Annotated in this window: 23 protein-coding genes; 10 read left to right on the forward strand and 13 right to left on the reverse strand. The window is 49.6% G+C overall.

Features of this window, described 5'->3' with window-relative positions; translation table 11 throughout:
- Positions 1-145 precede the first annotated feature (145 nt).
- The 8 genes from purR to EKM94_RS02780 form a co-directional block, all read right to left on the reverse strand.
- On the reverse strand, positions 146-991 hold the full coding sequence (gene purR, locus EKM94_RS02745) for a pur operon repressor (protein WP_125597116.1): 846 nt from the start codon (positions 989-991) through the stop codon (positions 146-148).
- 68 nt (positions 992-1,059) lie between these two features.
- Positions 1,060-1,956 carry a 4-(cytidine 5'-diphospho)-2-C-methyl-D-erythritol kinase gene (ispE, locus tag EKM94_RS02750; protein WP_125597412.1) on the reverse strand — a complete coding sequence of 299 codons (897 nt, stop codon included), beginning with the start codon at positions 1,954-1,956 and terminating at the stop codon, positions 1,060-1,062.
- A gap of 213 nt (positions 1,957-2,169) precedes the next feature.
- Positions 2,170-2,424, reverse strand: a complete 255-nt coding sequence (locus EKM94_RS02755; RefSeq protein WP_125597119.1) for a Veg family protein — start codon at positions 2,422-2,424, stop codon at positions 2,170-2,172.
- 114 nt (positions 2,425-2,538) lie between these two features.
- Positions 2,539-3,438, reverse strand: a complete 900-nt coding sequence (gene rsmA, locus EKM94_RS02760; protein ID WP_379861858.1) for a 16S rRNA (adenine(1518)-N(6)/adenine(1519)-N(6))-dimethyltransferase RsmA — start codon at positions 3,436-3,438, stop codon at positions 2,539-2,541.
- A complete protein-coding gene (gene rnmV / locus EKM94_RS02765; protein WP_125597125.1) occupies positions 3,428-3,982 on the reverse strand; it encodes a ribonuclease M5 in 555 nt (184 codons plus the stop codon). The genes rsmA and rnmV overlap by 11 nt, the downstream gene beginning before the upstream one ends.
- Positions 3,979-4,761 (reverse strand): TatD family hydrolase, encoded by a 783-nt coding sequence (locus EKM94_RS02770; protein WP_125597128.1) that lies wholly within the window; start codon positions 4,759-4,761, stop codon positions 3,979-3,981. Before EKM94_RS02770 ends, rnmV begins: the two co-directional genes overlap by 4 nt.
- Before the next feature lie 36 nt (positions 4,762-4,797).
- Positions 4,798-6,834 carry a methionine--tRNA ligase gene (gene metG / locus EKM94_RS02775; protein WP_125597131.1) on the reverse strand — a complete coding sequence of 679 codons (2,037 nt, stop codon included), beginning with the start codon at positions 6,832-6,834 and terminating at the stop codon, positions 4,798-4,800.
- Between the two features lie 92 nt (positions 6,835-6,926).
- Positions 6,927-7,772: a DUF72 domain-containing protein gene (locus tag EKM94_RS02780; protein WP_225422140.1), complete on the reverse strand. Its 846-nt coding sequence runs from the start codon at positions 7,770-7,772 to the stop codon at positions 6,927-6,929.
- A gap of 428 nt (positions 7,773-8,200) precedes the next feature.
- On the opposite strand from EKM94_RS02780, the gene EKM94_RS02785 reads away from it, so the two are divergent.
- The 3 genes from EKM94_RS02785 to EKM94_RS02795 all read left to right on the forward strand — a co-directional run bounded on the left by EKM94_RS02785 (position 8,201) and on the right by EKM94_RS02795 (position 13,405).
- Positions 8,201-9,352, forward strand: coding sequence for an ABC transporter ATP-binding protein (locus tag EKM94_RS02785; RefSeq protein WP_125597137.1), 1,152 nt, complete (start codon positions 8,201-8,203; stop codon positions 9,350-9,352).
- Between the two features lie 305 nt (positions 9,353-9,657).
- Positions 9,658-11,493: an ABC transporter ATP-binding protein gene (locus EKM94_RS02790; RefSeq protein WP_125597140.1), complete on the forward strand. Its 1,836-nt coding sequence runs from the start codon at positions 9,658-9,660 to the stop codon at positions 11,491-11,493.
- Positions 11,471-13,405: an ABC transporter ATP-binding protein gene (locus EKM94_RS02795; RefSeq protein ID WP_164511077.1), complete on the forward strand. Its 1,935-nt coding sequence runs from the start codon at positions 11,471-11,473 to the stop codon at positions 13,403-13,405. The genes EKM94_RS02790 and EKM94_RS02795 overlap by 23 nt, the downstream gene beginning before the upstream one ends.
- 157 nt (positions 13,406-13,562) lie before the next feature.
- Here the strand turns inward: EKM94_RS02795 and EKM94_RS02800 are convergent, their stop codons facing one another.
- A complete protein-coding gene (locus EKM94_RS02800) occupies positions 13,563-14,435 on the reverse strand; it encodes an AraC family transcriptional regulator (protein ID WP_125597145.1) in 873 nt (290 codons plus the stop codon).
- A 157-nt stretch (positions 14,436-14,592) separates the two neighbouring features.
- Between EKM94_RS02800 and EKM94_RS02805 the strand changes: the two genes are divergently transcribed.
- Positions 14,593-16,593 carry a glycoside hydrolase family 31 protein gene (locus EKM94_RS02805; RefSeq protein WP_125597147.1) on the forward strand — a complete coding sequence of 667 codons (2,001 nt, stop codon included), beginning with the start codon at positions 14,593-14,595 and terminating at the stop codon, positions 16,591-16,593.
- Between the two features lie 308 nt (positions 16,594-16,901).
- Here EKM94_RS02805 and EKM94_RS02810 read toward each other — a convergent pair whose 3' ends face one another.
- Entirely contained in the window at positions 16,902-17,129 is a 228-nt protein-coding gene (locus tag EKM94_RS02810; protein WP_125597150.1) for a hypothetical protein, read from the reverse strand.
- A 749-nt stretch (positions 17,130-17,878) separates the two neighbouring features.
- Here EKM94_RS02810 and EKM94_RS02815 point away from each other — a divergent pair.
- Positions 17,879-18,787: an EamA family transporter gene (locus EKM94_RS02815; protein WP_125597153.1), complete on the forward strand. Its 909-nt coding sequence runs from the start codon at positions 17,879-17,881 to the stop codon at positions 18,785-18,787.
- A 172-nt stretch (positions 18,788-18,959) separates the two neighbouring features.
- Here the strand turns inward: EKM94_RS02815 and EKM94_RS02820 are convergent, their stop codons facing one another.
- From EKM94_RS02820 to EKM94_RS02830, 3 genes are read right to left on the reverse strand one after another with little or no spacing between them, the layout of a single operon-like run.
- A complete protein-coding gene (locus EKM94_RS02820; RefSeq protein WP_125597156.1) occupies positions 18,960-19,280 on the reverse strand; it encodes a chorismate mutase in 321 nt (106 codons plus the stop codon).
- Complete coding sequence (locus EKM94_RS02825; RefSeq protein WP_125597159.1) at positions 19,274-19,981, reverse strand: NAD-dependent protein deacylase; 708 nt, start codon at positions 19,979-19,981, stop codon at positions 19,274-19,276. Before EKM94_RS02825 ends, EKM94_RS02820 begins: the two co-directional genes overlap by 7 nt.
- On the reverse strand, positions 19,974-20,972 hold the full coding sequence (locus EKM94_RS02830) for a hypothetical protein (RefSeq protein WP_125597163.1): 999 nt from the start codon (positions 20,970-20,972) through the stop codon (positions 19,974-19,976). The genes EKM94_RS02825 and EKM94_RS02830 overlap by 8 nt, the downstream gene beginning before the upstream one ends.
- Before the next feature lie 76 nt (positions 20,973-21,048).
- On the opposite strand from EKM94_RS02830, the gene EKM94_RS02835 reads away from it, so the two are divergent.
- The 5 genes from EKM94_RS02835 to EKM94_RS02855 all read left to right on the forward strand — a co-directional run bounded on the left by EKM94_RS02835 (position 21,049) and on the right by EKM94_RS02855 (position 26,518).
- A complete protein-coding gene (locus tag EKM94_RS02835; RefSeq protein ID WP_125597165.1) occupies positions 21,049-21,558 on the forward strand; it encodes a YbhB/YbcL family Raf kinase inhibitor-like protein in 510 nt (169 codons plus the stop codon).
- Between the two features lie 18 nt (positions 21,559-21,576).
- The gene (locus EKM94_RS02840) at positions 21,577-22,494 is read left to right on the forward strand and encodes an aldo/keto reductase (RefSeq protein ID WP_125597168.1); all 918 of its coding nucleotides are present in this window, start codon (positions 21,577-21,579) and stop codon (positions 22,492-22,494) included.
- 422 nt (positions 22,495-22,916) lie between these two features.
- Complete coding sequence (locus EKM94_RS02845; RefSeq protein ID WP_125597171.1) at positions 22,917-24,374, forward strand: PTS transporter subunit EIIC; 1,458 nt, start codon at positions 22,917-22,919, stop codon at positions 24,372-24,374.
- 34 nt (positions 24,375-24,408) lie between these two features.
- Complete coding sequence (locus EKM94_RS02850) at positions 24,409-25,527, forward strand: GDSL-type esterase/lipase family protein (protein WP_125597174.1); 1,119 nt, start codon at positions 24,409-24,411, stop codon at positions 25,525-25,527.
- A gap of 265 nt (positions 25,528-25,792) precedes the next feature.
- Positions 25,793-26,518, forward strand: a complete 726-nt coding sequence (locus EKM94_RS02855) for a GntR family transcriptional regulator (protein WP_125597177.1) — start codon at positions 25,793-25,795, stop codon at positions 26,516-26,518.
- Positions 26,519-26,675: the final 157 nt, after the last annotated feature.

Here is a 26,675-nt window from a genome sequence, read left to right on the forward strand (position 1 = left end):
CAGTTGCAAAACGATGCTCACCTAGCGCTTGAGCGAAAATAACCGTAAAAAAAGTTTGGAAATCTACCCCGATTTCCAAACTCCAAGCCACAAATTTAACAGCCAAAACTTGCTAACGAACCCAGCCTTCAACCCAAGGCTGAATTCAGGCCTGATCTGAGGTGACCGCGGCCAATTTGTCCAAATAATTGCCTAACTCTACTTTGATTTCGCTGGCGTGCGTGTCCACAGCCACTACATTCAACAATGAGGTGTACTCGGTTTCCACCCGTTGCCCCGCAAAAGTCGCTTCAGCAAAAACGGTAATGCCGACTAACTCGGCCTCAAACTCCTTGAGCAGATCATGCATCCCGTGAATCGTACCGCCGCCCTTCATGAAATCATCGACGATCACCACATTCGCGCCCTCGGGCAGACTACGCTTGGAGAGCTCCATTTTCTCGATCCGTGAGGAGGAGGCAGAGACGTAATTCACGCTGACCGTGGCGCCTTCGGTGATTTTCGCGTCGCGCCGCACGATCACAAAAGGAACGCCCAAGCAAGTGGCCACGCTTTGCGCGATGGGAATGCCCTTAGTGGCCACCGTCATCACCGCGTCGACCTGTTGATCAACATAAAGCGCCGCGATCAACCGCCCGATCATTCGCAAATAAGTCGGATTACCAAGTAAATCAGACAAATAGAGATAGCCGCCGGGCAATAGCCGCTCTTTTTCGGCTAATTTCAGGGCCATCATGCCCAGGAAATCCGTCGCGCCGCTCTGACTAACACCTGGCAAATACTGCACACCACCAGCCGCGCCAGGCAGTGTTTGAACGCGCCCCAAACCGCGCGTGTTAAAAGTTCGTTTAATAATGGCCAGATCCTCGCTGATCGACGATTTAGCCGAATCATAGCGCCGCACGAAAAACGGCAGGGAGATCAATTCCCGGGGGTGGTCCAACAGATAACTGGTCATGTCGATCAACCGATCACTACGCCTTACTTTCATTATTATCTTCTCCTCGAATTATTAGCTCAATTATACCGATAATAAGTTGAAATTTCTAGACAATTTACTTATTTTTTGCTAAATCGTTCGCTTTTTATTGGGAAGGGTAATAAACTCATCGGTTGAACCAAGTAAACCTCCTCGCAAAATCCCCGCATCGCGTTATAGATCCGCTTAGCTTGCGACTGCCGCGCCGTCAACGCAAACATGGTCGGCCCCGTGCCACTCATCTGCGCGGCCAGGGCGCCAGCACGTAACATTCGTTCCTTGATCACCAGCAATTGGGGATATTGCCGACTGGTGACGTCTTCCAAACTATTGGCCATCCCCCGCGACAGCAGGTGCCAATCGCCCTGGCGCAACCCAGCGCTGATCATTTCAATATCAGGATGTTGGGTCAATTGACTTAACGACGTCCGGGCTAAAAGCTGCGTCGTCGATACGCTGACCTGGGGCTTGACCAAAACAAGCCAGAAATTCGGCACCAGTCCCAAAGGTTCGACCCGTTCACCTTGACCGCTGACCACCGCGGTCGTCGCGTACACACAGAAAGGGACATCGGCATCTAATGCCACGCCCAACTGGGCCAGTTCCGCCAAAGATAATTGCAAGTGCCATAACTGGTTCAGCCCGCGGAGCACTGCGGCCGCATCCGCCGAACCGCCCCCTAGACCAGCCGAAACCGGAATCCGTTTAATGATTTCGATTTTCGCGCCTTGCTGACAATTAAAGCGGCGTTGCAGTAACTGGGCCGCGCGATAAGCTAAATTGCGCTGATCCACCGGCAAGAAATCTCGATTGGTCGTCACTTGAATGCGACCAGTTGGATCCGGTTGGATTCGAACGGTGTCCGCCAGACCCACCGCCAACAAAACCATCCGCCATTCTTCGGCGCCGTTATGATGGCGGTAGAGCAGATCCAGCCCCAGATTGATTTTAGCTGGCGCCTGTTCACTGATTTCCATGTCTTCACCACATTTCTCTATTGTCGTCATTGTACCACGTGCGCGCCGGATCCACGGTCACTGACCGTCCGCCAACGACCAGCCCACCTAGTCGTGGCTCTGGAATGTCCCCGGCCACCGCAATCATTTGAAAAAAGGTTAGAAAAAAAGCCGAACACCTGCGTGCCCGACTTGACTGCTTGTAAATCTAAACGAAAATACGACGACCAGTAACTATTCAGCTGTAAGAGAACTATTGTCGAACTCGATCTCGATCGATCTGGTTAGTAAATCGGTATAACTGTAAGAAACCCGTTCAAAAGAATTCTCATCCTGATTCAAATCAACGATAAAGACTGCCGGATAAGTTTCCTTCAAAGTGCCATGACGTCTGGTAATCTTTTTCCGTCCTGCCTGGGCAACTACCGTCAACCGTTGACCGATATGATCGTCAAGTTGATGCTTGATGCTTGATAATGACATTGGCATTGGCCTCACTCCTTGGGCCTAAGTATAGCACAAATTGTGAATTTTTTCAAGTTTATTAAAAAATGAGATTAAAATTAAATTCTCAGCACCGCCAGACCGACAAACGAATCCACCTTACTTACTCCAGTGAAAATCAGCCAGCGCCGCGGTCAACTCAATGAAATCGGGAATCGTCAATTGCTCTGCCCTTAATGTGCCCGCCAACCCAAGTTGACTAAAAACAGCAGATAATTCACTTTTCTGGTCTTTCCCGACCAGCCGTAATAAATTATTCTGCAAATTCTTGCGCCGTTGTTGGAAACTGGCCTGAACCACTTGGTCAAAGCGTTGACGATCCCCGATCTGATAAGGTGGCTGCGCGTAACGATGTAGCCGCAAGACGGCCGAGTCCACATTAGGCTGGGGAACAAAGGCGGTTTTCGGAACGATTTGGTCGATTTCCGCCTGCATTTGCAGTTGGGTGCTAATACTCAAGGGACCGTAATCCTTGTGGCCAGGGTGGGCAATAATGCGTTGCGCCACTTCTTTTTGCATCATCAGCACCAACACATCTGGTTGGGTCACGCCGTTGATCAGGCTAAACATGATCGGAGTCGTAATATAATAGGGCAGATTGGCCACAACCTTGATTTGACCATAACCAGGTTGAGCGTGGGCGGCCACTAAACTCGCCAGATCCGTCTGTAGAATGTCTTGGTGGACCACCGTCACATTGTCATAAGGCGCCAAGGTCGCTTCAAGGATTGGGATCAAGCGTTGATCGATCTCCACGGCAATCACCTGTTGAACCTCCCGCGCCAACTGTTCAGTCAATGAACCAATACCAGGGCCGATCTCGATCACCAAGTCATCAGGCTGAAGCTGCGCCGCCGCCAAGATCCCCGCGATCACGCGGCGATTTGTCAGAAAATTCTGGCCCAAACTCTTCTTGAATTCGAAATGGTACTGGTGCAAAATCGCGTTGGTCCGGATTGGATCGGCGATATCAAGTCGCTGTGGTTGATTAGTCATCATTGTCCTCCAATCGTTGCAAAGCCTGTTGGAAATCCGCGACGGAAACCTGTAACATCTGAAGCCGCGGCAAAAGTTGTTTGCCATTGGCATAACCAATGTGCAACAGATCGCCGAGCTGCTCGCGCCGCTGTTTCGCCGCCGGTCCGGCAATCAACCCCGCCGCCACCAGATCGCGGCGACTAAGCTGACTCACAAATGTCTGATCCGTGGTCAGAACGTGGGCCAGGCAAGCGCGTAGATCCGCAGCGCTGGCATGTTCCACGCCCAAACTCCCTTTTCCTTGTGGCCGAGCCTGACTGCGGGGCAAGAACGCTTGCTTGGCATTTGGCGCCACGGCCAGCACCTTCTTGCGGATCTGCTCACCATTGAAATCGGGATCGGTCAGCACGATTAGTGGCCGTTTCTGCGCCACAGCCTTGATTTCTTGCAAGATCGCAGGCGGGACCGCTGATCCCCGTGTCTCAATGGTGTCCACCGCGCCAAAAACTTCACGCAACCGCCGCGTATCGTCGCGTCCTTCCACAATGATCACTTCTTGAATCATTCGCTATCCTCCAAACCAAAAACTCGCAACGCGTTCCGGTAGGTTTGCTGGGCAATCGTTGCCAGCGGTAGGTCCAGGGTCTGCGCGATCCCTGCGGCCACATAACGCGTATAACCAGGTTCGTTTTGCTGACCGCGATGCGGCATCGGCGTCAAGTATGGCGCATCCGTTTCAACCAACAAGCGATCCAGGGGAACTTGCGCCAGACTTTCCCGTAGGTAAGCGGCGTTTTTGAAGGTGATCACCCCACTAAAAGAAAGATAGGCCCCTAAATCTAGAAATTGCGGGACCCATTCAGGCGTCGCGTTAAAGCTGTGCATAATGATCCGCTGGGGTGGCAGTTGCGCCGCCGCTAAGATGGCGTAAGTGTCCGCCAAAGCATCACGAGAATGAATCGAAACCGGCAGATCAAGCGCTTTGGCTAAAGCCAGTTGCGCGGCGAAAACCTGCCGCTGAACTGGTCGTGGTGACGCGTCCCAGTGATAATCCAACCCGATCTCGCCAATCGCCACTACTTTAGGCCGCTGGCAATTCGCGCGCAACCAAGCCGCCGCCGCGGTATCATAATCCTTCGCGTCGTCAGGATGCCAGCCAATGATCGCATAAGCGTTGGGAAATTCCGCCGCTAACCGTAAGGCCCCTTCATTTAATGTTTGGTTGGAACCAACGTTGGCCAGTTTGACCACGCCTAAGGCCGCGGCGTGGCGCACAAAAGACGCCTCTTGACCAGCAAAAGGCGTATCGTTTAAATGTGTATGTGTATCAAAAATTTTAACCATTGTAACCCCTTGATTTCAGCCGTCCGCTATCTATTATCAACCGATCAACGCGCCGTTAGCATGCTCCGCGCCAACCAAGGCGAGTTGCACCTGTCCTTGACTGTCTTCAGACGAAAGCAACATGCCATTGGAGACCTCGCCGCGAATCTTCCGGGGCGCCAAATTAGTGACCGCTAAGACTTTCTGCCCAACCAATTGGTTGAATTCCGGATAGAATTCAGCGATGCCGGATAGAATCTGCCGCTGCTCCCCGTTCCCTAAATCCAGTTGGAACTTCAATAGTTTATCAGCCTTTTTGACTTTCTCAACGGCCAAGATCTGCGCAACCTTGATCTCAACTTGATCGAATTGGTCAAACTTGATTTCCGGCTTCGCGGCTGGTTCAGCAACTGGCGCGGCCGGTTTATCCGCTGCCGGTTGCTTTTGTTCCTTGCTCATCTGGGCTTTGATATAGGCGATTTCTTCGTCGCGCTCAAGTCGTGGGAAGATCGGCGTTCCTTTTTCAACCACGACACGCCCTGCTGGGAACTGGCCGAAGACCGGGCTGTTTTCAGCCAACTCGGCTGCCTGCAAACCCAATTGCGCGAAGATCTTCTTCGGCGCGTGGGTCATGATCGGTTGGATCAGAATCGCAATGATCCGCAAGCTTTCCGCCAAATGTCCCATCACATTAGCCAATTCGGTGGCTTTAGCCGGATCTTTCGCCAATACCCAAGGCTCGGTCTCGTCGATGTACTTATTGGCCCGACTGATCAGTTGCCAAACTTTCTCTAGCGCCGTTGGGAATTGATAATGCGTCATCGCCTCGTCATAAGCGGTGATCGTAGCATTGGCGGTCTCCCGCAAGCTCTGGTCGAAGCCAGTGGCATCACTTAATTCCGTAGGTACTTGCCCAGCCTCGTACTTGTTGATCATCGCCACGGTCCGATTCAGGAGATTCCCCAAATCATTCGCCAAATCGAAATTGATCCGATCGACATAATCCTCCGGGGTGAAAATACCATCATGACCAAAAGGAAAAGCCCGCATCAAGTAATAGCGCAACGCATCCAAACCGTAACGTTCAACCAACATTTCTGGATAAACCACATTCCCCTTGGACTTGGACATTTTGCCATCTTTCATCAGCAGCCAGCCATGACCATAGACCTGTTTAGGCAAAGGTAGATCCAGCGCCATCAAGATGATCGGCCAATAAATCGTGTGGAACCGCACGATTTCTTTGCCGACAAAATGGACATCCGCCGGCCAGTATTTGTCAAACAAGGTCTGATCATCTGAACCGTAACCAAGCGCGGTAATATAGTTGAGTAACGCATCGACCCAGACATAAACCACGTGTTTCGGATTGCTAGGAATCGGCACACCCCAATTAAACGTTGTCCGTGACATCGCCAAATCTTCCAAGCCCGGTTTAATGAAGTTATTGATCATTTCATTCTTCCGCGACTCCGGTTGAATAAATTGAGGATTCTCATCATAATATTTCAACAAACGATCAGCGTATTTGCTCATCTTGAAGAAGTAAGATTCTTCACTGACCAGCTGTACCTCATGACCGGACGGCGCCTTGCCGCCGATCACCCGTCCTTGATCGTCGCGATAAACTTCGGCCAATTGAGATTCCGTGAAATATTCCTCATCGGAAACAGAATACCAACCGGTGTACTTACCCAAATAAACATCGCCTTGCGCAATCAAGCGCTCCACGATTTTTTGGACGGCTTTGACGTGATAATCATCCGTGGTCCGAATAAACTTATCATTGGTGATTTCCAGTTGTTGCCAAAGCTGCTTGATGCCCGCCGCCATCTTGTCAACGTAAGCTTGAGGTGAAATCCCCTGAGCCTCCGCTTTTTGTTCGATCTTCAAACCGTGCTCGTCCGTCCCGGTCAGGAAGAACACATCGTAGCCCTTCAAGCGCTTGTAGCGCGCTAAAGAATCAGCCGCGATGGTGGTGTAGGAATTACCGATCGTTAGTTTACCTGAAGGATAATAAATCGGTGTTGTAATATAATAGGTTGGTTTTGCCACGAAAAAAACCTCCAACTGCTCTAAGTTCGAATTTAACATGCCGAAGCATATTCAGAATTTATTATAGCATATAACGCGTTGGAAATAATTACCTAGCCGATCTTGATTTTTCAGAAAGGTTTCCATTATTTTCACTCAAACAGATCCAGCTGTTGGCCCCCTGCACGCTGATAGTTCAGTCCCAATGCTTGACTAAATTGTAAGGCGTTTTCAGACGCGTCACCGCCAGAGTTATTATTGAAAATGATGTAATTATGCGCTACTTGCGGCGAAAACTCTTTCACCAGTGCGGCCAATTCTTGTAACTCGGTTTCAGAATAATGGTATAGCGTTCGCCCCACCTTACCGCCAAACCCTTTCTTGGCCCAGTTCACGCCATTGCGACCGTGAAACCGCCAAAAGCCCAGTTGCGGGGTGGTCACCACTGGCCGCAGCGGCACACTGTCGGCGCCAATGTCAGGTTGATCGATCATCGCTAAAGTCAATTGTAAGGCGCGTAACCGTCCCACCACCTGATCGAAGTAACGAGGATCATACCAACTACGATGACGAAACTCAATCATGATCGGCAATCTGGGCAAGTGCTTCCGCACGAACGCCAAATAATCCAGGGATGAACCAGCCAACCCAAAGTTCGGTGAGAATTGCATCAGCACACCCGCTAATTGCCCGCGCTCCTGTAATGGCCTGATCGTCGCCAAGAACTGCTGATAGATTTGGGCCAGACTGACACCTGCGGCCGGCGCTTCATGCAGGGTCAACTCTCGAGGCGGTTTGATGATGAACTGAAACTGCGGAGAAACTTGAGTCTGCCAATGCGCAACGATTTTCACGTCTTTTAACCCATAGAAAAACGTATCCAATTCAACCACAGGGAAAACTCGACTATATTCTGTTAAGGTTGGTTTTTTGATGCCAGGTATCAGGCGCGGATGTTCTGTCCAGGTTGTTAAACCGATCAAATCCAATTGTTCCACCAACTTTCTCAGGGTCCTCCCTACTATGCTAACTTGCTTGTCCGTCTATTATTATCTTGCGGATCAGGTCGAATTTCAAGCGAACGATTGCTGGCGAATGATGGTGAACGATGGCTGGCAAACATTGATGGCAAGATAGCGGGCCAACCTGCGCTACCAAACCCCTTTCCGCTGATGGCCGCCTACAGTGAACATGACGTGGGCCGCTTGCCAGTGTGGGGCTGAGTCACCCCGGCTTGCCGCCAAGCGAGCGCCCCCCCGCTGACCCTACGAAGAATGCCGTGGTTAAGCCATTCCAACTAGTGCCACGGCGCCTTTGGTCATGTTGCACAATGGTAAAAACGCTTTTTTGTGCGAAATAGGGTGGTCTAGGAAATCGTTTTCTTTTATGATATAAGCGTACTCGAAAAAGAAAGGTGTTTTTCTAAATGGTTAAAGTAGACTTAGATCACATTTACAAACGTTATGCAAATGCTGAAGAAGATAATTTCGCCGTATCCGACTTTGATTTACACATTGATGACCACGAGTTTATCGTATTCGTTGGGCCTTCAGGCTGTGGTAAGTCAACAACATTGCGGATGATTGCCGGCTTGGAAGATATTACGAAAGGCGACTTAAAGATCGGCGGCAAAGTCATGAACGACGTTGCTCCTAAGGATCGTGATATCGCCATGGTCTTCCAGAACTACGCTTTGTATCCACATATGACTGTTTTTGATAACATGGCTTTTGGTTTGAAATTACGTAAATACGAAAAAGCTGACATCAAGAAACGTGTTGACGAAGCCGCACAAATCTTAGGCTTGACTGATTATCTAGAACGTAAACCAGCTGCTTTGTCAGGTGGTCAACGTCAGCGTGTCGCTTTAGGTCGTGCGATCGTCCGTGATGCGCCTATCTTCTTGATGGACGAACCTTTATCAAACTTGGATGCCAAGTTACGTGTCACGATGCGTGCTGAAATCGCTAAATTACACCAACGCTTGAACACAACAACAATTTACGTAACCCATGACCAGACAGAAGCGATGACCATGGCTGACCGGATCGTTGTTATGTCAATGGGTGAAGTTCAACAAATCGGGACTCCTGCTGAAGTTTACGATACTCCTAAGAACAAATTCGTCGCTGGTTTCATCGGTTCACCTGCGATGAACTTCTTTGAAGTTCATTATGAAAATGGTGTTTTGACTGACAAGAGTGATGGCTTACACTTAAACGTTCCAGAAGGTCGCGCTAAGATCTTGGATGAAGATGGCTACAATGGTAAGGACTTGACTTTAGGCGTTCGTCCTGAAGATATCCATACTGAAGGTGCCTTCTTAGAAACATTCCCAGATGCGACAGTTCAAGGCAAGGTTGTCGTTTCTGAATTACTTGGTGCTGAATCAATGCTTTACGTCACATCAGGTGATACTGAATACGTTGCGAAAGTTGACGCGCGTGACTACCACAAACCTGGCGAACAAATGCAACTCGGCTTCGACTTGAACAAAGCACACTTCTTCGATAAAGATACAACTTTATCCATTATGCAAAAAGCTAAAGACGAGCAACGGGTCGATCAAAACGCTTAATTCGTTTCCTCCCCTAAAAAAGCAAAAAACAGACGCTAACCACGTCTGTTTTTTTGCTGTCCTGTGATCCAACCGCGACATCTTCATCTGTTGATCAATCGAGTCATTCACCTAATGACTAGCGAACATCGCATCGAGAATTAGAATTTAATATCGAAAATTAGCTTTTTTTTAATTAGGGTTGACTTTTCTTAATTTTGTTCTATAGTTTAGCTATTCACGTAATTTAAGATCAAAATAAGGTCTCCTAATGTAATCCAATCGAATGATGGCGAAAGGGAGCAGGAATCGAGTGACCACTTGTTATGGAGAAGCAACAACACACTATTTTACAGAATGTCCATTATGTTCTAGCCGGGTTTGCGGCTAGCGGGGAGCATTATCTGGGCAAACTCATTCTTTATTATCTCCTCTCATTAACGTTGACTTTAGGCGTGACCGCTTTGCCGGCGCTGATCGTGGCCCAGTTTGAGGCCAAGGTGGCATTGCCGCAACTCTTACTTCAGGTCGGTGGTTTGGTCCTGCTGTTGGCACTGGCCGCGTTCTTTTCCTTGGTGGTCAAAACCCAGGCGGATGCGACGATCACCCGCGGGCGCTTTAAGTCCTTCGAGCTGAAACTCTATCAGAAGTTAATGACTACCGATTATGAGAATACCTTAACCAATCGGTTTCAGAAACTACTGGTCAATGCCCTGACCTTTGGTGTTTACGGCGACGGCTCAGGGGTCGCGCAGATTTTACAGCAGTTTGGCTTAGTCGGTTTGGACTTGCTATTGATCGTTGGCTTTTCGCTCTATGCCACGACCCAGATCCCATATTTCTTCGTCCTGATCGTCGTCGAGTTGGCCTTGACTTATTTAGTGGTGCGTTTTGACACCAATTATCGGCAGAAGACGCTGGCCTATCGCGATCAATTGTACGCTCAACAGAATTATTTGACTCGGACCGCTGGCAATATCAAGAACGGCAAAGAGATCCGCCTGTTCAAAATGGACAACTGGCTGGCGGCTAATTTGGATCAAACGGTGTCCGCGTCGCTGCAATACCAACGGCAGTTAGCCCGGCACACCTTATTGGCCAACTTCTGGGAAAGTTTGTTTAGTTTTCTGCGGGATTCCTTGGTGTTCGTGGTCTTGATCATTTTGATCCAACGCCAACAGATCTCCGTGGCCAGTTTTGTGCTTTATTTCAATATTTTGGCCCAGATGAATGGCTGGCTGCGGCAATTGTTGAGTGAGACCAATGATCTGAAGAAATCGTCTCAGGATATTGACCATTTGCGTAACTTTCTCACTTTTCCCGAGTTTCGTAAGCATTACCCTGATCCAACCTTGCCGCAAAACCAAGTGGAGATTCGGTTCGATCATGTCAGCTATCGCTATCCTGACGCGACGGAAGAAACCTTACACGACGTCAGTTTCACGATCAAAGCCGGCGAGCGCTTGGCTTTGGTCGGGAACAACGGCGCCGGCAAAAGCACGATCGTTAACTTATTGCTAGGCTTGTTGCGGCCGACCGCGGGACAAATTTACTTTGATGGCGTCGCGGCCGATCAATTCAGTCAAGCTGCACTGGCCGATCTGGTCACCCCGGTTTTTCAAAGTACCGATATTTGGGCGACGACCATTGCCCAGACAGTGGCTATGGTTGCCGATGAGACTGCGATCGATGAGGCCAAGGTCAAGCAAGTCTTAGAACAGGTGGGGTTGTTGACCAAGATCCAGGCACTGCCCCAAGGCATCCACAGCCATTTGACCCGCTATATCCACAGTGATGGCGTGGAATTCTCTGGTGGTGAGACCCAACGCTTGATGTTGGCGCGGGCCTTATACCGGCAAACTCCGGCTATTTTGTTGGACGAACCGACCGCGGCCTTGGACGCTTTGGCCGAAAGTGAACTTTACGAAGAATATCAGGATCTGATCGGCGCGAAAACATCCTTGTTCATCTCCCACCGCTTGGCCTCGACACGTTTTTGTGATCGGATCATCCTGCTGTATCATGGTGTCTTGAAGGAACAAGGCACCCACGAGGAGCTAATGGCGCAAAACGGGATCTACGCGGAAATGTTCGCGATCCAAAGCCAATACTATCAAGATCAAGAGGAGGATGAGTCTGATGAGTCAGTGGCTGAAAACTAAAGTCGCCTTGAAAATGATCCACGAATTGGTGCCTCGGAGTTTGCGTGTTTTGGTTTTGGCCGCCTTGGTTACCGTGCTTTATCCTTATTACGCCAGCACTTCCTTGGCGCTGATCATCAACGCGCTGACGGCTAAAGCAGCATTAAACAACTTAATCATGCTGGTCGTTGGCCTGAGTTTCGGTGGCTTGCTCTTTGGCCTACTCAACAATTGGATGAATCTACAAGTGACCTTGATCAAGCAAGAAATCTACTTACGTTTCACGCAGCGCTCCGCTGAAAAGACGATGACTTTGAACTATGAACAACTAGAATCGCCAGAAGTGATGGCGCTGAGAACCAAGGGTGAGAATGCGTTGGTTTACAATAACGCGCTGAATCAAGTAATCGACGGCCTTTTTTCCGGGACGCTGAATGTCGTCATTTCTTTCGTGATCACCGTGGTGACCATGGTCGCGATTTTGACGACACACAGTGGTCAGAACAGTAGCTTGGCCCAATTCACGAACTCACCTTGGTTCAGCCTGATCCTACTGATCGCCTTGGCCGTGCCGCTGTTGCTATCTGTAGTCCTCTCCAATCGCAATCGTCATTTGCAGCAAACCGTGATGGACCAGATCGTCAGTTTCAACCAGGCTGATGGCTATTTCACCAATCAAGTCTTGCTCAATGATGATTCCGGCGCGATTTTTCGGGCCTTCAAAGCCAGTAACAGCTTCTTGCAGTGGATCACCCAACAATTCAAATTAACGCCGATCCAGTTAGTGATTGCTAATCGCCAAAAGATGGCGCTGAATACAGCCAGTTTACAAGCCTTGACCCTGCTTGTCACCGGCGGTCTCTATGCGCTGATCTGCCTGAAGGCTTACGTCGGGGCGATCACGATCGGCGCGATCATCATCTACGTTGGTTATTTGCAGAATTTCATCAACGTTGTTAGCGCCAATATCGCCCAGTGGAATGATGGCCTGGCTATGCTCGACTATCTGAACACCTTGATCGACTTTCTGGCGTTACCAGATGCAGGCGCACCGGCTGAACTGACCGAGCTAACCGACGACGCGCAAACGACCACAACAGCGCCGACGGAACAAGGCGAGGAGCCGTCCGCAAACGTTACAGAGGCCGCCGCGCCCACCAGTGATTCGGCCGTTTCGCTAGCGCCGACGATTCAATTCGAGCATGTGTGGTTCCATTATGCCGGTAGCCAACGCTGGGTGATCAAAGATCTGAATCTAACGTTGACACCCCAAACCCAAGTTGCCATCGTCGGTCGAAACGGATCTGGTAAAACAACGATCGTTAAGTTACTCTGCCGCCTTTATCAACCAACCCGCGGTCGTATTTTGATCAATGGTCAAGATATCCGTGAGTTGAGCGCCGATCAATTCCAGCAGTTGATCGGGGTCGTTTTCCAAGACTTCAAGCTACTCGCTTACCCTATCGATCAGAATATCGCCGCGGCCGCTGACGTCGATCCAGCTAAAATGTGGTCGGCCTTGGCTGCCAGCGGGATGGGCACTTGGGTCAAGCAACTCCCTGAAGGCGAGAAAACCTGGTTGAGTCACGATCTAAACGATCATGGTCGCGATGTTTCCGGTGGCGAAGGCCAGAAATTAGCGATCGCCCGCGCCTATTACAAAGATGCGCCGATCCTGATCCTAGATGAGCCGACAGCCGCCTTGGATCCCCAATCGGAATTCGATATTTATCAGAATTTCCAAACGATCAGCAATGGTAAAAGCGCCCTCTATATTTCCCACCGCATGGGTTCTTGCCGTTTCTGCGATCGAATCCTGGTCTTACAAGCCGGACAGATCATCCAAGATGGTGACCATCAATCACTCTTGGCCGATACAGCTGGTCTTTACCATCGGCTGTACACGGCGCAAGCACAATATTATCAAAGTTAGCCCGGTCAGCAAGCTTGAGATAACTAGTTTCAACCTATTTAGGGCGGATCGCAAACGTGAGCATTTGCGATCCGCCCTAATCAATTTCCGGGAATGCCTTTTAGAATTATGCCGCAACGCCAAAATTAGCCAGCCTAATTTTGGCGTTGCTCTTTTTTTACGCTGGGGTGGTGGCGGCCCGGCGGTACTCGGTTGGCGTTAGTTGCAGCCGGCGGTGGAAAACCTTGTTGAAATAGGAAACATTGTTGAAGCCAACATGACTGGCGATCGCGCTGATCGAATCGGTGGTGGTCTTCAACAAGATCGTGCTTTGCGTAATGCGCAAGATATTGATGTAATCGGTCAACGCAATCTTGGTTGTCCGTTTGAAGATACGGCAGAGATAACTTTTACTCAAATTAAAGCGCGTCGCCAGCGAACTCAGCGTCAGCGGTTGCTCATAATTTGCTTGAATGAAGGCGATCACTGTTTTCGTGAGTTCCACGGCGATCCCCCCAGAATTAACTTTAACGTGGGCGGTTTCCGCCAACTGCGCCAAAATTGCCCAAACCAAATAGAGGTGGCCTTTAATTCGTAACATATAGGCCGGCGCGCTTTGATCGAAGTCGCGCTGGATCACTGCCAATTCCGCCTTTAATTGCGCCACTAGCGGTGCGGTCGGTGGTAAGACAGGTGGCACTTGGAGCGGGGCGCTCAAATATTGCTGCTGAATGCTGTCCGGCACCGCCGATTGCAACAAAATCGGATCAAAAACGACCGCGTAGAAATCGAACGGGACCGCCATGGGCGCGCTCATCGCGTGTAATTGATCCGGTTGAATGACCGCCACATCCCCCACTTGGAGTGGGTAAGAGGCGCCATTCAAATGCAGTTCTCCTTGCCCGTTGACCACGACGAGAATCTCAAATTCCGAATGCCAATGAGTTGCGACCCGTTCAATGACCGTTGGATCCGAGCAAAAATCATGGACCCGCAGCGGAAACAACTTGGTGCCATGTGGTTCGAGTTCTTTCAGTTCTTCTCCGTACATTTATTTATCCTTTTTGCGCAATATTGTGTTACTTTAAGTCAATTTTATTATAGCCTTTTAGCGCTAAGATAGCTATATTAACCTTAGAGGCGTAAACGTGTGCCAAGTAGTTACGTCATCATTGTGTTAATCGTCATTAACTCATGGGAGGTTAATCATGCAATACAAAATCAAAGATGGTGCCCTGATCGTTGGTCACCAAAATGAAACACTACGCTTAGAAGCTTGGGGTCAGGATGCGTTGCGGATCCGAGCAACCGAATACCCTGATTTCACCGCGAACGATTGGGCTCTCAGCCAACCGGTCGCGCCAGCGCAACGACAAGCTGACATTGAAATCAATGAAAACGACGGCACCGCGAACATCGTCAATGGCCGTTTACAGGCAAAAGTCAACGCGGCGGGAGTTTTGTCCTTTTTCCGCGATGGTCAACTGATTCTTCGCGAATACTTCCGGTCTTATTTTGGCACCGAAAGCAATGAGAGCCGTTGTTTGAAGATCATCGGCCGTGATTGGAAACCAATTATCGGCGGCGATTATGGCTTGACCGTTCGTTTCGACCCCAATGATGGCGAGAAACTCTTCGGAATGGGTCAATACCAACAGAAATATTTGGATCTCAAGGGTTGTACTTTGGAGCTGGCCCAACGTAATTCGCAAGTCACTGTGCCCTTCGCGGTTTCTAGCTTAGGCTATGGCTTTTTGTGGAACCACCCAGGCATCGGCCAAGTCAACTTTGGCAAGAACATGACCGAATGGCACGCGGACGCAACCAAACAAATGGATTATTGGATCACCGTGGCTGATACTCCTGCTAAAATCGTGGAGAATTACTCCGCAGTGACCGGTCGCGCGCCTGCCTTACCTGATGGTCTGTTAGGTTTGTGGCAATCGAAATTACGTTATCGGACCCAAGCTGAGGTACTCAAAGTTGCCCGTCATTATCAAGAATTGGGGATCCCGCTGGATGTGATCGTCATTGACTTCTTCCACTGGACGCGCCAAGGCGACTGGCATTTCGATACTGAATACTGGCCAGATCCTAAAGCCATGTGTGACGAACTCCACGCCATGGGCACCAAGGTCGTGGTTTCCGTTTGGCCATCCGTTGACCGCAAGAGCGAGAACTTCGAAGAAATGTTTGAAAAAGGCTATCTGATTCGGACCGAACGCGGCTCGATCCAAACCTATGATTTCCAAGGCGATTGCTTGGAGATCGATGTGACCAATCCAGCTGCACGTGACTTTATTTGGTCGAAATGCAAGGCTAATTACTATGATTACGGCATCGATATGTTCTGGTTGGATAACGCCGAACCCGATTACGCGGTTTATGATTATGACAACTACCGTTACTACCTGGGACCAGCGCTGGAAGTCACCAATATTTACCCACAATTATATGTGCAAGCTTTTGAAGATGGTATCGCCGCGGAAGATCCCGCCAAGAAGCAACTACACTTGGTGCGCTCCGGTTGGGCCGGCAGCCAAAAATACGGCACTTTGATCTGGTCAGGCGATGTTCCTAGTACCTTTGAATCCCTAGAAGATCAATTATCCGCCGGCTTAAATATGGGACTGGCCGGAATTCCTTGGTGGACAACCGACATTGGTGGGTTTATGACCGATGACGTCAACGATCCCGCCTTTAAGGAGTTGTTGATCCGTTGGTTCGAATTTGCGGTCTACACACCATTCTTGCGGATGCATGGTGATCGCGGTCCCCATGATATTCCTGCTTTATCTGATTCCGATCATGGTGGTGGTAGTCTTTATACTGGTCATGACAACGAAATTTGGAGTTATGGCGAGGATGCTTTCGCGATCATGAAGGATCAGTTGCAGATTCGTGACGGTTTGAAGCCATATATCGAACGACTGTTTAAGGAAGCAAGCGCAACTGGCGCGCCGTTATTGCGAACAATGTTTTATGAATTCCCTGACGATGCCCATGCTTGGGAATTACAAGATCAATATATGTTCGGCTCTGATTACCTCGTCGCGCCCGTTCTTCGCGCTGGCATCAGCGAACGCGAGGTTTACTTACCAGCTGGTCGTTGGGTGAACGTTAACGACCAACATGAATACAGCGGTGAACAAACAATCATGGCGGCGGCTCCATTGAACCAGATTCCCGTCTTTAAGAAACTGGCTTAAGCGCAAGCTTACCCACCAGTTCGAGCTAACCACACAATATACGAAACAGCGACTACTCAGTGGAGTGGCCGCTGTTTTTTCGCATGATTGCAGGTTCGCGCGGGTGTTGCGCGTAAGCGCAACCGGGTCCTATTCATGATTTTTCGTTTGATGGCAGATTTGAGTGGGTTTGGATGGGGACGCAACCGCCTCAGGACGTTTATCGTGGCTGGAAACGTGCTCCGCGCAACTGACTTCTGTGCTTAGCTACGCAACGGTTTCGGAAGCGAAGCCCGCTTCCAAAGCCGTCGCTAGGCTAATGCTCGAAGTCAACCCGTTGCGCTGCGCACTCTGTTTCGAACGCGGTGGGCATCGTTTGAAGCCAATCCGCAAGCCCGGCGGCTTGTCTTCAAATCGAGCCTTATTCTAAGCGATGAATCGCTAAGAATAATCTCACCGCTGAGCCACACGTCCTGAGGCGGTTGCTGAACAGAATTGCGCCTATCTGCAATCAAGGCGAAGAATTTGACGAAGTAGTTTTGCAAGCTAGAGGTCAAACAATCGACTAGTTTTGAGGTGGTACGGCAACACCAACGGATGCGGATTAGGATGTCGGGACACTTTACATTCGTTAGACATCTTTACCTGCTCTCTAGACAATCCCCGATGAAAATCGACCGATTCTGTTGATTCGCTGAGAACTAGTTCTGTTCATCAGATGGGCTGTACTGGTGTCACCAATTTAAAGCTTGTAACCACTAACTAGGGTCGTCAGTTGCGTGGCTCCTCATCAATTAGCCATAGCTTGTCAGTCGGCGTGAATGCTCAAGCGGCTGTTATAACGTTGAGCGGCTGGAGCGGAGCGTGGCGTTGGTGGATCGTTTACTAGTTGGCGGAAGGTCGGGCTGGGGGTGAGTCAGCCGCGATATTATTGTTGGCGATTTATCGCCTACAATAAGGCCGAGTTTTGAGATTTTCGGCGGGTTTCCGAAAAGCTCAAAATCGTGCCCGCAGCGTTCCACCACCCCCAGCCCGACCTGGAGCCCCACCACATCAGTAATCCACCAACGCCACGCGCAGCGCAAGTTGCGGCCAAGCTACTTTTCGTCTAGTGTCGCAATTATGACACCGGCCACGAGCAAGCTACTTCCAGTCGGCCAATAATTAGGCGCGCCTGACAACAATCAATAACTTGCCATATTTTCAGCAAAAAAAGGCGATAGACCATTGACGCCTCCCACCAGATTCGCTATTCTATTCTAGACGTTGACAAAAAGTTAATGAAATGAAAAGGGGCAACTCATTTATGTGGTTTTTACCAGCACTGATTACCTTGCTTGCTTGGGGAACTGCCGACCTGTTCTACAAAATCGGCAACAACGAAAAGGAGCAAAATAGTGCCTTGAAAACCGTGATCATGGTCGGTTTAGTCATGGGGCTTCACGCGATCCTTTATTACGGCGTTTATCAGGGCATCGATTATCAATGGCGGAACTTGCTTGTTTATCTGCCTGTTTCTTCCATGTATATCTTATCAATGGCGGTTGGCTATTTCGGCTTGCGTTATATTGAATTGTCGATTTCCAGCCCGATCAGCAATTCTTCTGGCGCCTTTGTCGTCTTACTTTCCTTCTTCTTTATGCATGGCAATATGGCGCCTCTAGAATGGGTCGCCGTGTTCATGATCATCTTGGGAATGCTTTTGCTAGGGATCTTTGAGAAACAGTCCGCAGATGCTGAGCTAAAAGCCAGCGGTGAGAAAGTCGATAAGAAGTACCGCATCAGTGCCATTGCGATTATTTTCCCCGTGATCTATGCCTTGCTAGATGCGATGGGCACATACCTCGATGGGGTTTACCTAGATTACAAGAAGATCTTGCCTGAAGATCAGGCCAACATGAGCTACGAACTGACTTTCTTGTTCGTGGGGATCCTAGTTTGGCTTTACCTGCACTTCGTCAAGAAGGAAACCGTCAATGTTTTCAAGGAAAAATATCGTGGTCTAGCTGCGATTTTCGAAACTTTAGGTCAATTCTTCTACGTTGGCGCGATGGCTTCTAAGTCGATCATCGCCGCGCCAATGATTGCTTCGTACAGTATCGTTTCGATCATTCTGGCGCGCATATTCCTGAAGGAGAAACTCAGTACCAAACAATATATCGTCGTGGGCGGCATCATGGTCGCCATTGCGATCTTAGGCTTTTATGACGCCTAAGCGCCCACGCTCGAAACGTGCTCTGGATGCCAGGCAAATCAAAAACGCAACTCCCTTTGGCTGGGGTTGCGTTTTTTTGATGGCCGGCGGGCAATTTGACCCGAAAAATTGGGGTGGCGTTCGTGTCATCACGACCGCAATTAAGCCTTAGTCAGGAGCTGATCGGACCAACTCACTTGAGCTTGGATTGGTCGGCGTCAGGAGCCGACTGACCATCTGCCTCATCCTGCCACGCCTTGATCAATCGAGCCTGATACTGCTTGGAAACTAATAAGATATCGGCGTACAGCGTTCGAACATATTCGGCCTGTTCGGCGGGAACGCGTTGTCCAATTTGCTCATAAACTTGGGCCTCGCGCCGCCGATCAACTAGTGGCAGCTGATGCTGGTGCTTAACGGCGGCGATACGTTGGCCCACCTGTAACCGTTGGGCCAACAACGGCATCAATTGCTGATCGATTTGGTCGATTTCGGCACGTTCTTGCTCTAACATGTTTCCAACCCCTTCCGAATTTCTTCAAAAACCGTCAGCGCATCGTCTTGGATCAGGCGAACGGACGCTGGTGCGGCAATACTCTCACGATTGATCGCATAAATCGGCGTCTCGGCTTGACGATACTGAATCAGTTGGGCAAAGGGATAGACCCGAAAACTCGTCCCCACGATCAATAACAAATCGGCGTTAGCAATCGCCTGAGCCGACTTCATCAAGATTTCCGACGCAATCGACTCCCCGTATAAAACGATGTGCGGCCGAATGATCCCTCCATCGATTTGATGATGATAGTCCTGGGCGAAGTCCTCATAGCTAACCGCTTGACCACACTTTTGACAATACAAATCGTACAGATTCCCATGAAACTCGATGACATGTTGATTACCTGCCTGTTTGTCCAGACCATCAACATTTTGCGTCACCAGCGTCCCTTTCTCATTACACAACGCCGCGATTTCTTGGTGAATCAAATTTGGTCGCGCCGCGGGAAAATACATCCGTTTAGTCACAAATTCATAAAAGGCTTGGGGATGCTGGGTCAAGTTCTCATGACTCAGCAAATATTCCGGATTGGCAGCGCCAGCATACAGGCCGGTTTTGGAGCGGTAATCGGGAATGCCCGAATGTGTCGAGACGCCCGCTCCAGTCAAGAAAGTAATCCGTTGCGCCTGTTTGATCGCCGCAATCAACTCATTCATGCTGCTCACCGGGAAATTGCTCCGGTAAATAGTGGCCGTCGCGCTGGGCGTATTCGATCTGATGCTCGTTAAGGAAATCTTCGACCCGCTGTTCGTAACGCTCATGCATCGCCTCTGAGCCTTGCTGATCAACTGGGATTTTGAAGGTGCCAACACACTGCTCATCTTTATCACCCAGCAGCAAATATAAATCGGCCAGCTCAGGTTCAGGTTGATGATAGAAGTGGAATAATTGGCTGACCTTCAGATTTAATTCTCGGGGAGAAAGAACCGCGGTCACGGTTAAATGACGGCCTAAATCGATTTGCTCGTCAATTAATTTCTTATCCATGAACAGATTCAAAACCCGCATCAACGCTGCCCGCAATTGGCGATTGGTCGTTAAGGGTTTCTCCAACCAAGTTTCTTGCAAGGTTTGTGCTAACGACCAGGCCCGAGGGAAATCATTGGCCCAGCTCGTGTCCGCAAGAGTTTCTGCGTCTAATAGGACACGCGCGCCGACAATATGCAACGCGTTACCAGTCACGGTTGAGCCTTCACTTCCGATTGACAAGTCGTCATCGTGCATCAAGTTAGCGCTGACATATGATCGAATCGCATTTTGGGTCGGTTGATCCAAGACATCCATTGCTTGCAATCGTGGTAACATGGCTTGGTGCAAAATCGTTTCCAAGACGATTTGACCAAACACAGCCAAAAAGTTCGCCATTTGCTTATCCGTATCATCAACTGGACCAACTTGAATACTTTGACTGGTTTCCTGTTGTAAATGTAACAATTCATGCGCTACAATGAAGTTAGCGAAGCGTGGATTGGGGACCGTCAAAACATAATTGCCTTCTTGATCTTTAACGATTTGCGAAGCAGTTGGATTCAACGTTAACGAGTCCGGCCCGCTAATTAACAAATTCAGTGTATGCGGCGCAATCTGCTCCCGGCACTGGTTCAATAACGTTTGGACTGTTGCACTTAATTGTTCTTCAGGTTTCATATTCACTCATCCTTTGTGGGTTTTATTTCATTATTCTCATTATAACGCATCTGTCAGCGTTAGTAAGGAGCGCCTCATGAAAATATCAGTATCTTTAACAGCGCAGGGTTATTTGCCTGACCGCTATGGAAAATATGCTACCGCCAACGAAATGATTGCTGGCTATCCGATAATCTCACCGGAGATCACCGTCAGTGATGTTCCTGCGGGCACAGCTAGTTTGGCCTTGACCTTGCTGGATTTTGACGCGGTGCCTGTTGGTGGATTTGTTTGGATCCACTGGCTGGCCGCCAATTTCGCGCCAGATTTGGCGCGGATCCCCGAGAATGCCAGCCAAATCGGCGGTGACTTTGTCCAGGGACGTAATAGTACCGCCGGGCGCCTCGTGCATAATTTGGACCCGCGCACCAATCAGCGTTATACTGGACCTCAGCCACCTGATCAAGATCACCAATATGAACTGACTTTATATGCGTTGCGGGAAACATTGCCGCTGCAAGCTGGTTATTGGTACAACGAATTTAGGCAATTGGCTCAAACACAAGTGATTACCACGGCTAAATTACTCATTCCTAGTCGCGCTTAATAAGGAGGAACTTATATCATGCGTCAAGTTAGTATTGGTTTAGATAACATCAACGCTTCAGAAATCGCCCTAGGTCTGATGCGGATCCCCGAGAAGACAACCGCCGAAGTGGTGACCCTTTTGGAAACGGCGGTTGACCACGGCGTCAACTTCTTCGACAATGCGGATATTTATGGTGGTGGTGATTCAGAACGTCGCTTTGGCGATGCGCTGGCCGCTTCCTCGATCAACCGCGATGATATTCTCGTGCAAACGAAGGCGGGCATTGGTCAAAATCAATATGATTTCTCAAAGGCTCATTTAGTCGAAGCGCTCGATGGGAGTCTGGAACGGATGGGCTTGGATCACGTTGACTTCTTGCTTTTGCACCGGCCGGATGCCTTAATGGAACCAGACGAAATCGCTGACGCCTTCTTCGAAATGCAAAAAGCAGGCAAGGTCCGAGAATTCGGGGTCAGCAACTTCAACCCATTACAAGTTGAATTGTTGCAACAGGCCGTGGCACAACCATTAGTGATCAACCAGTTACAATTCGGCTTGATGCACACTGGAATGATCGACTTTGGCTTCCATACCAACATGGCCGACGCTCGCAGTATTGATCATGACGGTGGCTTGTATGAATATTCGCGCATGAACAACATGACCATCCAGGCTTGGAGTCCTTACCAATATGGCTTCTTCGAAGGTGTCTTCATCAATAATCCTAAGTTCCCGAAACTGAATGAAATGCTTCAAAAACTTGCCGCGAAATATGACAGTAATGTCAATGCGGTGGCAGCGGCTTGGATCTTGCGGCTGCCAACCAGCATGCAAGTCATCGCCGGCACCACCAATCCTCATCGCCTGGCTGAGATCTGTGAAGCGGATCAAGTGCAATTGACGCGGACAGAATGGTATGATCTCTATTTAGCAGCTGGCAACGATCTGCCTTAACCAATAATTTTGGCGATCTTGAACGCCTAAGGGTAAATACGCCAACGCGGCACTTTTCCCTTTTATTTCTGCCAAATAAATATTTTTCTTTTATACGCAAAACAAACCGACTACTGCTAACGCCTGGCCCCTGGTTATTCAAACCACCGCGACCAAATTCGTTGGCGGTGGCGGTTTTTTTGTGGGCGGCAACCTGCTTGTGACCAGCGCGGAGGCACGTGCCAGCGCCGTTACCAGCTCGCGGTTGATGGGATTTTAGAAAACAATAAAGCGTTATCTTTGACAAGAAAAGTGATTGATTGTATTATTTGTTTAAACAAGTGATATTACTTGTTTAACCCTTTATTCAATTTTTCATCTTTGTTTTCAACATTGCCTTTATTTTTTCTGGTTGGTCGCGTTTATCCCAAGGGGGGAGAAAAATGGCCCAAAATTTACAACCTGCGGCAACAGCGATTGTTGCGGCAATCGGCGGGCGTGCCAATATTGAACTACTGACTCACTGTGTTACCCGTCTGCGTTTTGTACTAAAGGATGAGAGCAAGGTCGATGAGACGGCGCTCAAGAATGTTGATCTGGTCAAGGGCTGCTTTAAAGCCGGGGGGCAATTCCAAGTAGTGATCGGCCCAGGTCTAGTTGATAAACTGTTCGATGTTGTTCAACAACAAACGGGACTGCAACAAGCGGACAAGGAAGAATTGAAGAAAGTTGAGGAATCCAAAGAGAACTTTCTCCAACGTGGTCTCAAAATTTTCTCTGATGTTTTCATTCCGTTGCTGCCAGCAATCGTTGGTGCCGGGATTTTGCTGGGTGTCGGCAATATTTTGACCGCTTCTGGGATTTTTGGACCAAAGGCGCTGGTGGTGACCTACCCGCAAATCAAAGGTCTGGCTGATATGATCCTGATGGTGGCCAATACCGCCTTCACCTATATTCCCGTGTTAGTCGCCTGGTCCGCAACCAAGCGTTTCGGTGGAAATCCGATGCTAGGGATCTTGCTAGGATTGGTGTTGATCAACGCTGATCTGCTGACCGGCACACAAATGGCCAGTGTCATCTCAGGCGCGGTCAAGCCAGAATACTGGAACATTTTCGGCCTGAACATTATGAAATTAGGCTACCAAAACTCTGTGCTGCCACCATTAGTTGCTTCCTGGGTGCTGGTGTTCCTAGAGAAGTGGTTGAAGAAGGTCGTTCCGGATGTGCTCCAATTGATCGTGGTCGCGCCAGTAGCGATCTTGATCACCTCATTCTTGACTTTCTTGGTCATTGGACCAGTCATGAACCAAATCGCCACTTGGATCACCGATGGCGTCATGGCGTTGTTCAACGCTAGCCCGATCTTAGCGGGGTTACTGTTCGGTCTATTGTGGGAGCCGCTGGTTGTCACGGGGATGCACTATGCCTTTATCGCCGTCAATATCCAACTGATCGCTTCCACGCAACAAAGCTCGATGCTGGCGATCATTACCATCGTCTGTGTCGCTGAAGCTGGCGCCGACTTTGCCATGGCGATGCTGGCCCGGAACAAGAAACAAAAGAGTATCGCCGTTTCCGCAGGGACTTCTGCGCTACTCGGTGTCACAGAACCATCTATGTTTGGGGTCACGATCCCGGCCAGATATCCTTTTATTTGCTCGATCGCGACCGCTGGATTAGCTGGCGCCATGATCATGGTCTTCAAAGAGTACGCGGTCTCCTTAGGACCAAGCGGCCCATTATCCTTCGTGATCATTCCGGCGCAGTTCTGGCCATGGCATTATCTGATCATGGCTGGTGCCTTCGTTATTTCCCTAGGAACCACCTATGCTTACGGACGCGTTTTAGCCCGGAGAACTGTGACTGAGGAAGACACGATCCCGGCGGAGGAACAGATTTAAGCCGACCACCCTGGACCCTCAAGGAGGTGAGTAGATGCCGCAAACAATTGTTTGGAAACATCTCTTTTCAAATTTCCACAACTTAGCGTATCGGCCAGTGCCACAACAGATCACGTGCTATCAACACAATGTCTCGGGGGAGGAATTGCGTGTTGAGCTCAATAATCGCTTCGATGAGGTTCCCTTACAAATCAAGGGCTTGCAGATCGCGGCTACCCCGGATCTCAAGGATGCCGTCAACCTCACGTTCAACGGTCAACGCCAGGCTCTGGTTGACGCCGGACGAACCTTGTGGAGTGACCCTGTTCATTTTCCCATTCGGGCGGGGCAACCATTCTACTTGGCGCTGCAGGCGACTAATACGCGCAACCGCATCAACTCCTTGGCCAGTACATTGGCCCACTACTTGGTCAATGTGACCAGCGCCACGAATTTGCTGGAGCGCAACTACTTCTATGGTGTGGACAATATTCAAGTGACCACGGCACAACCACGGCGAACCGTCGCGTTCTTCGGTGATTCGCTGGTCAATCAAGGCTTGTTCACCAGCGCCTTGACGCAACAACTCTATCAGAATTATCCCAATCAAATCACCACGTTCAACGCGGGCATTTCCGGCAATCGCCTGTTACGCGCCGGTGACTCGCAATCGCCATGGAATGACAGTTTCGGCCCAGCTGGTAAGGAACGCTTCATGTGTGATGTGCTCTGTAGCTGTCCCGATGTGGTGGTGTTTCTCGAAGGGGTCAATGACTTGTTCCATCCTGGTGCCGGCGCGCCACCAAGCGAACTGCCGACCGCGGCTGAGCTGATCGGGGGGATCAGCCAGCTTTATCAGGTTTGTCAACGTCGTGGGGTCAGTTTCATTCCTTTGACGATCACGCCATTCAAGGGCGCCCGCAATTTCGAAGTGAGTTCCTGGACACCGGCGAAAGAAGCGATTCGACAAACCGTCAATCGCTACCTGCTCACCTTACCCAATGCTTTCGACTTAGCGCACCAAGTTGCCCTGAATTCAGATGTGACCACCTTGGCGCCAGCCTATGATTGTGGCGATCACCTGCACTTCTCACCTAGCGGCGCCACGAAAATCGGACAGTTATTAGCCCAAGAATTGGCGCCAACATTGGTCAAGCGCTGTCAAGAAGATTAGGGTTGTTAACCCAGCTTTCCCGGTAAAATACCATTTTTCCGGGGAGCTGGGTTTCAACGTTCCTAAATAAATAACTGATTTTTAGCGCGAACGTAACTAGACACCAAATTCAGGCAATGTTATCATGATTTATTGATTGGAACCACTTACTTTTTGTTAAATATGGTTTTCGTGGCGGCCCAGTGGCTTGGCGCACGGGGCGAATGACGTTGGCTGGTCCGATCAAGCGATTCAATTCAAATAAACGCATAAAGGATGATTTAGAATGGCGGCAAGGAAATTTCATCACATTTATCAAGAACTGGAACAGCGGATCAACACGGGAGTCTACCAAGATACCCTACCAACAGAAAGTGTCTTGACCCAAGAGTTCCAAACCAGTCGAAACACGATTCGGCGCGCGATCGCCTTACTCAGCGACCGTGGCTATGTTTATAGTGTTAAAGGCAGTGGTGTGGTGATCCTGGAATCGTTCAACGGTCCCCGTTGGTCTTTCGGCGCCCGCGGTTTCAACGGTTTACGGGCTATCAAAGAAAGCAACCACTTAATGGCGACAACCGAAATCGCGAATTTCAAGAAGATCATTGTTACCGCGGAGAACGCCCCCGAACTTCCTTTTGAGATCGACGAGGTTCTTTATCTGGTTGATCGGATTCGTGTGTTTGATGGGCATCCGATGATTTGGGACCACAGTTTCTTCCGGGCCGATCAAGTCCCGGCCCTTTCCAAGCAAATCGTTGCTGGGTCGATCTACGACTACTTTCGCAAAGAAAAATTCAAGATCATCGCGGCTAAGCGGAGTTTCACGGTCATGCCGGCGACACCAGACGATTACGCTTATCTTGAACTGGGCAGCTACAATTGCGTTGGCGTAATGGAGGACCTGGTTTTCAGCGAAAATGGGTTAATGTTTGAATACACCCAAAGTCGCTTTATTCCTGATCGCTTCAGCCTGAGTTACTTTGACCAAGATAATGGTCAGCCTGATTAAACTAGACTAAGCCGGTCTGGCCTAGAATCGACTGGACTGAGATCGGCCGGACTAGAATCGAACGGGCTGGAATCGGCAGATAAACGGATAGCCCTCCCCGGCCGCGTAACCACGCAAGCCAGCCCACCGGCGAGCAACAAAAAAAGTCTAGAACTCC

The sequence above is a fragment of the Lapidilactobacillus achengensis genome (assembly GCF_003946655.1).
GTDB lineage: Bacteria > Bacillota > Bacilli > Lactobacillales > Lactobacillaceae > Lapidilactobacillus > Lapidilactobacillus achengensis.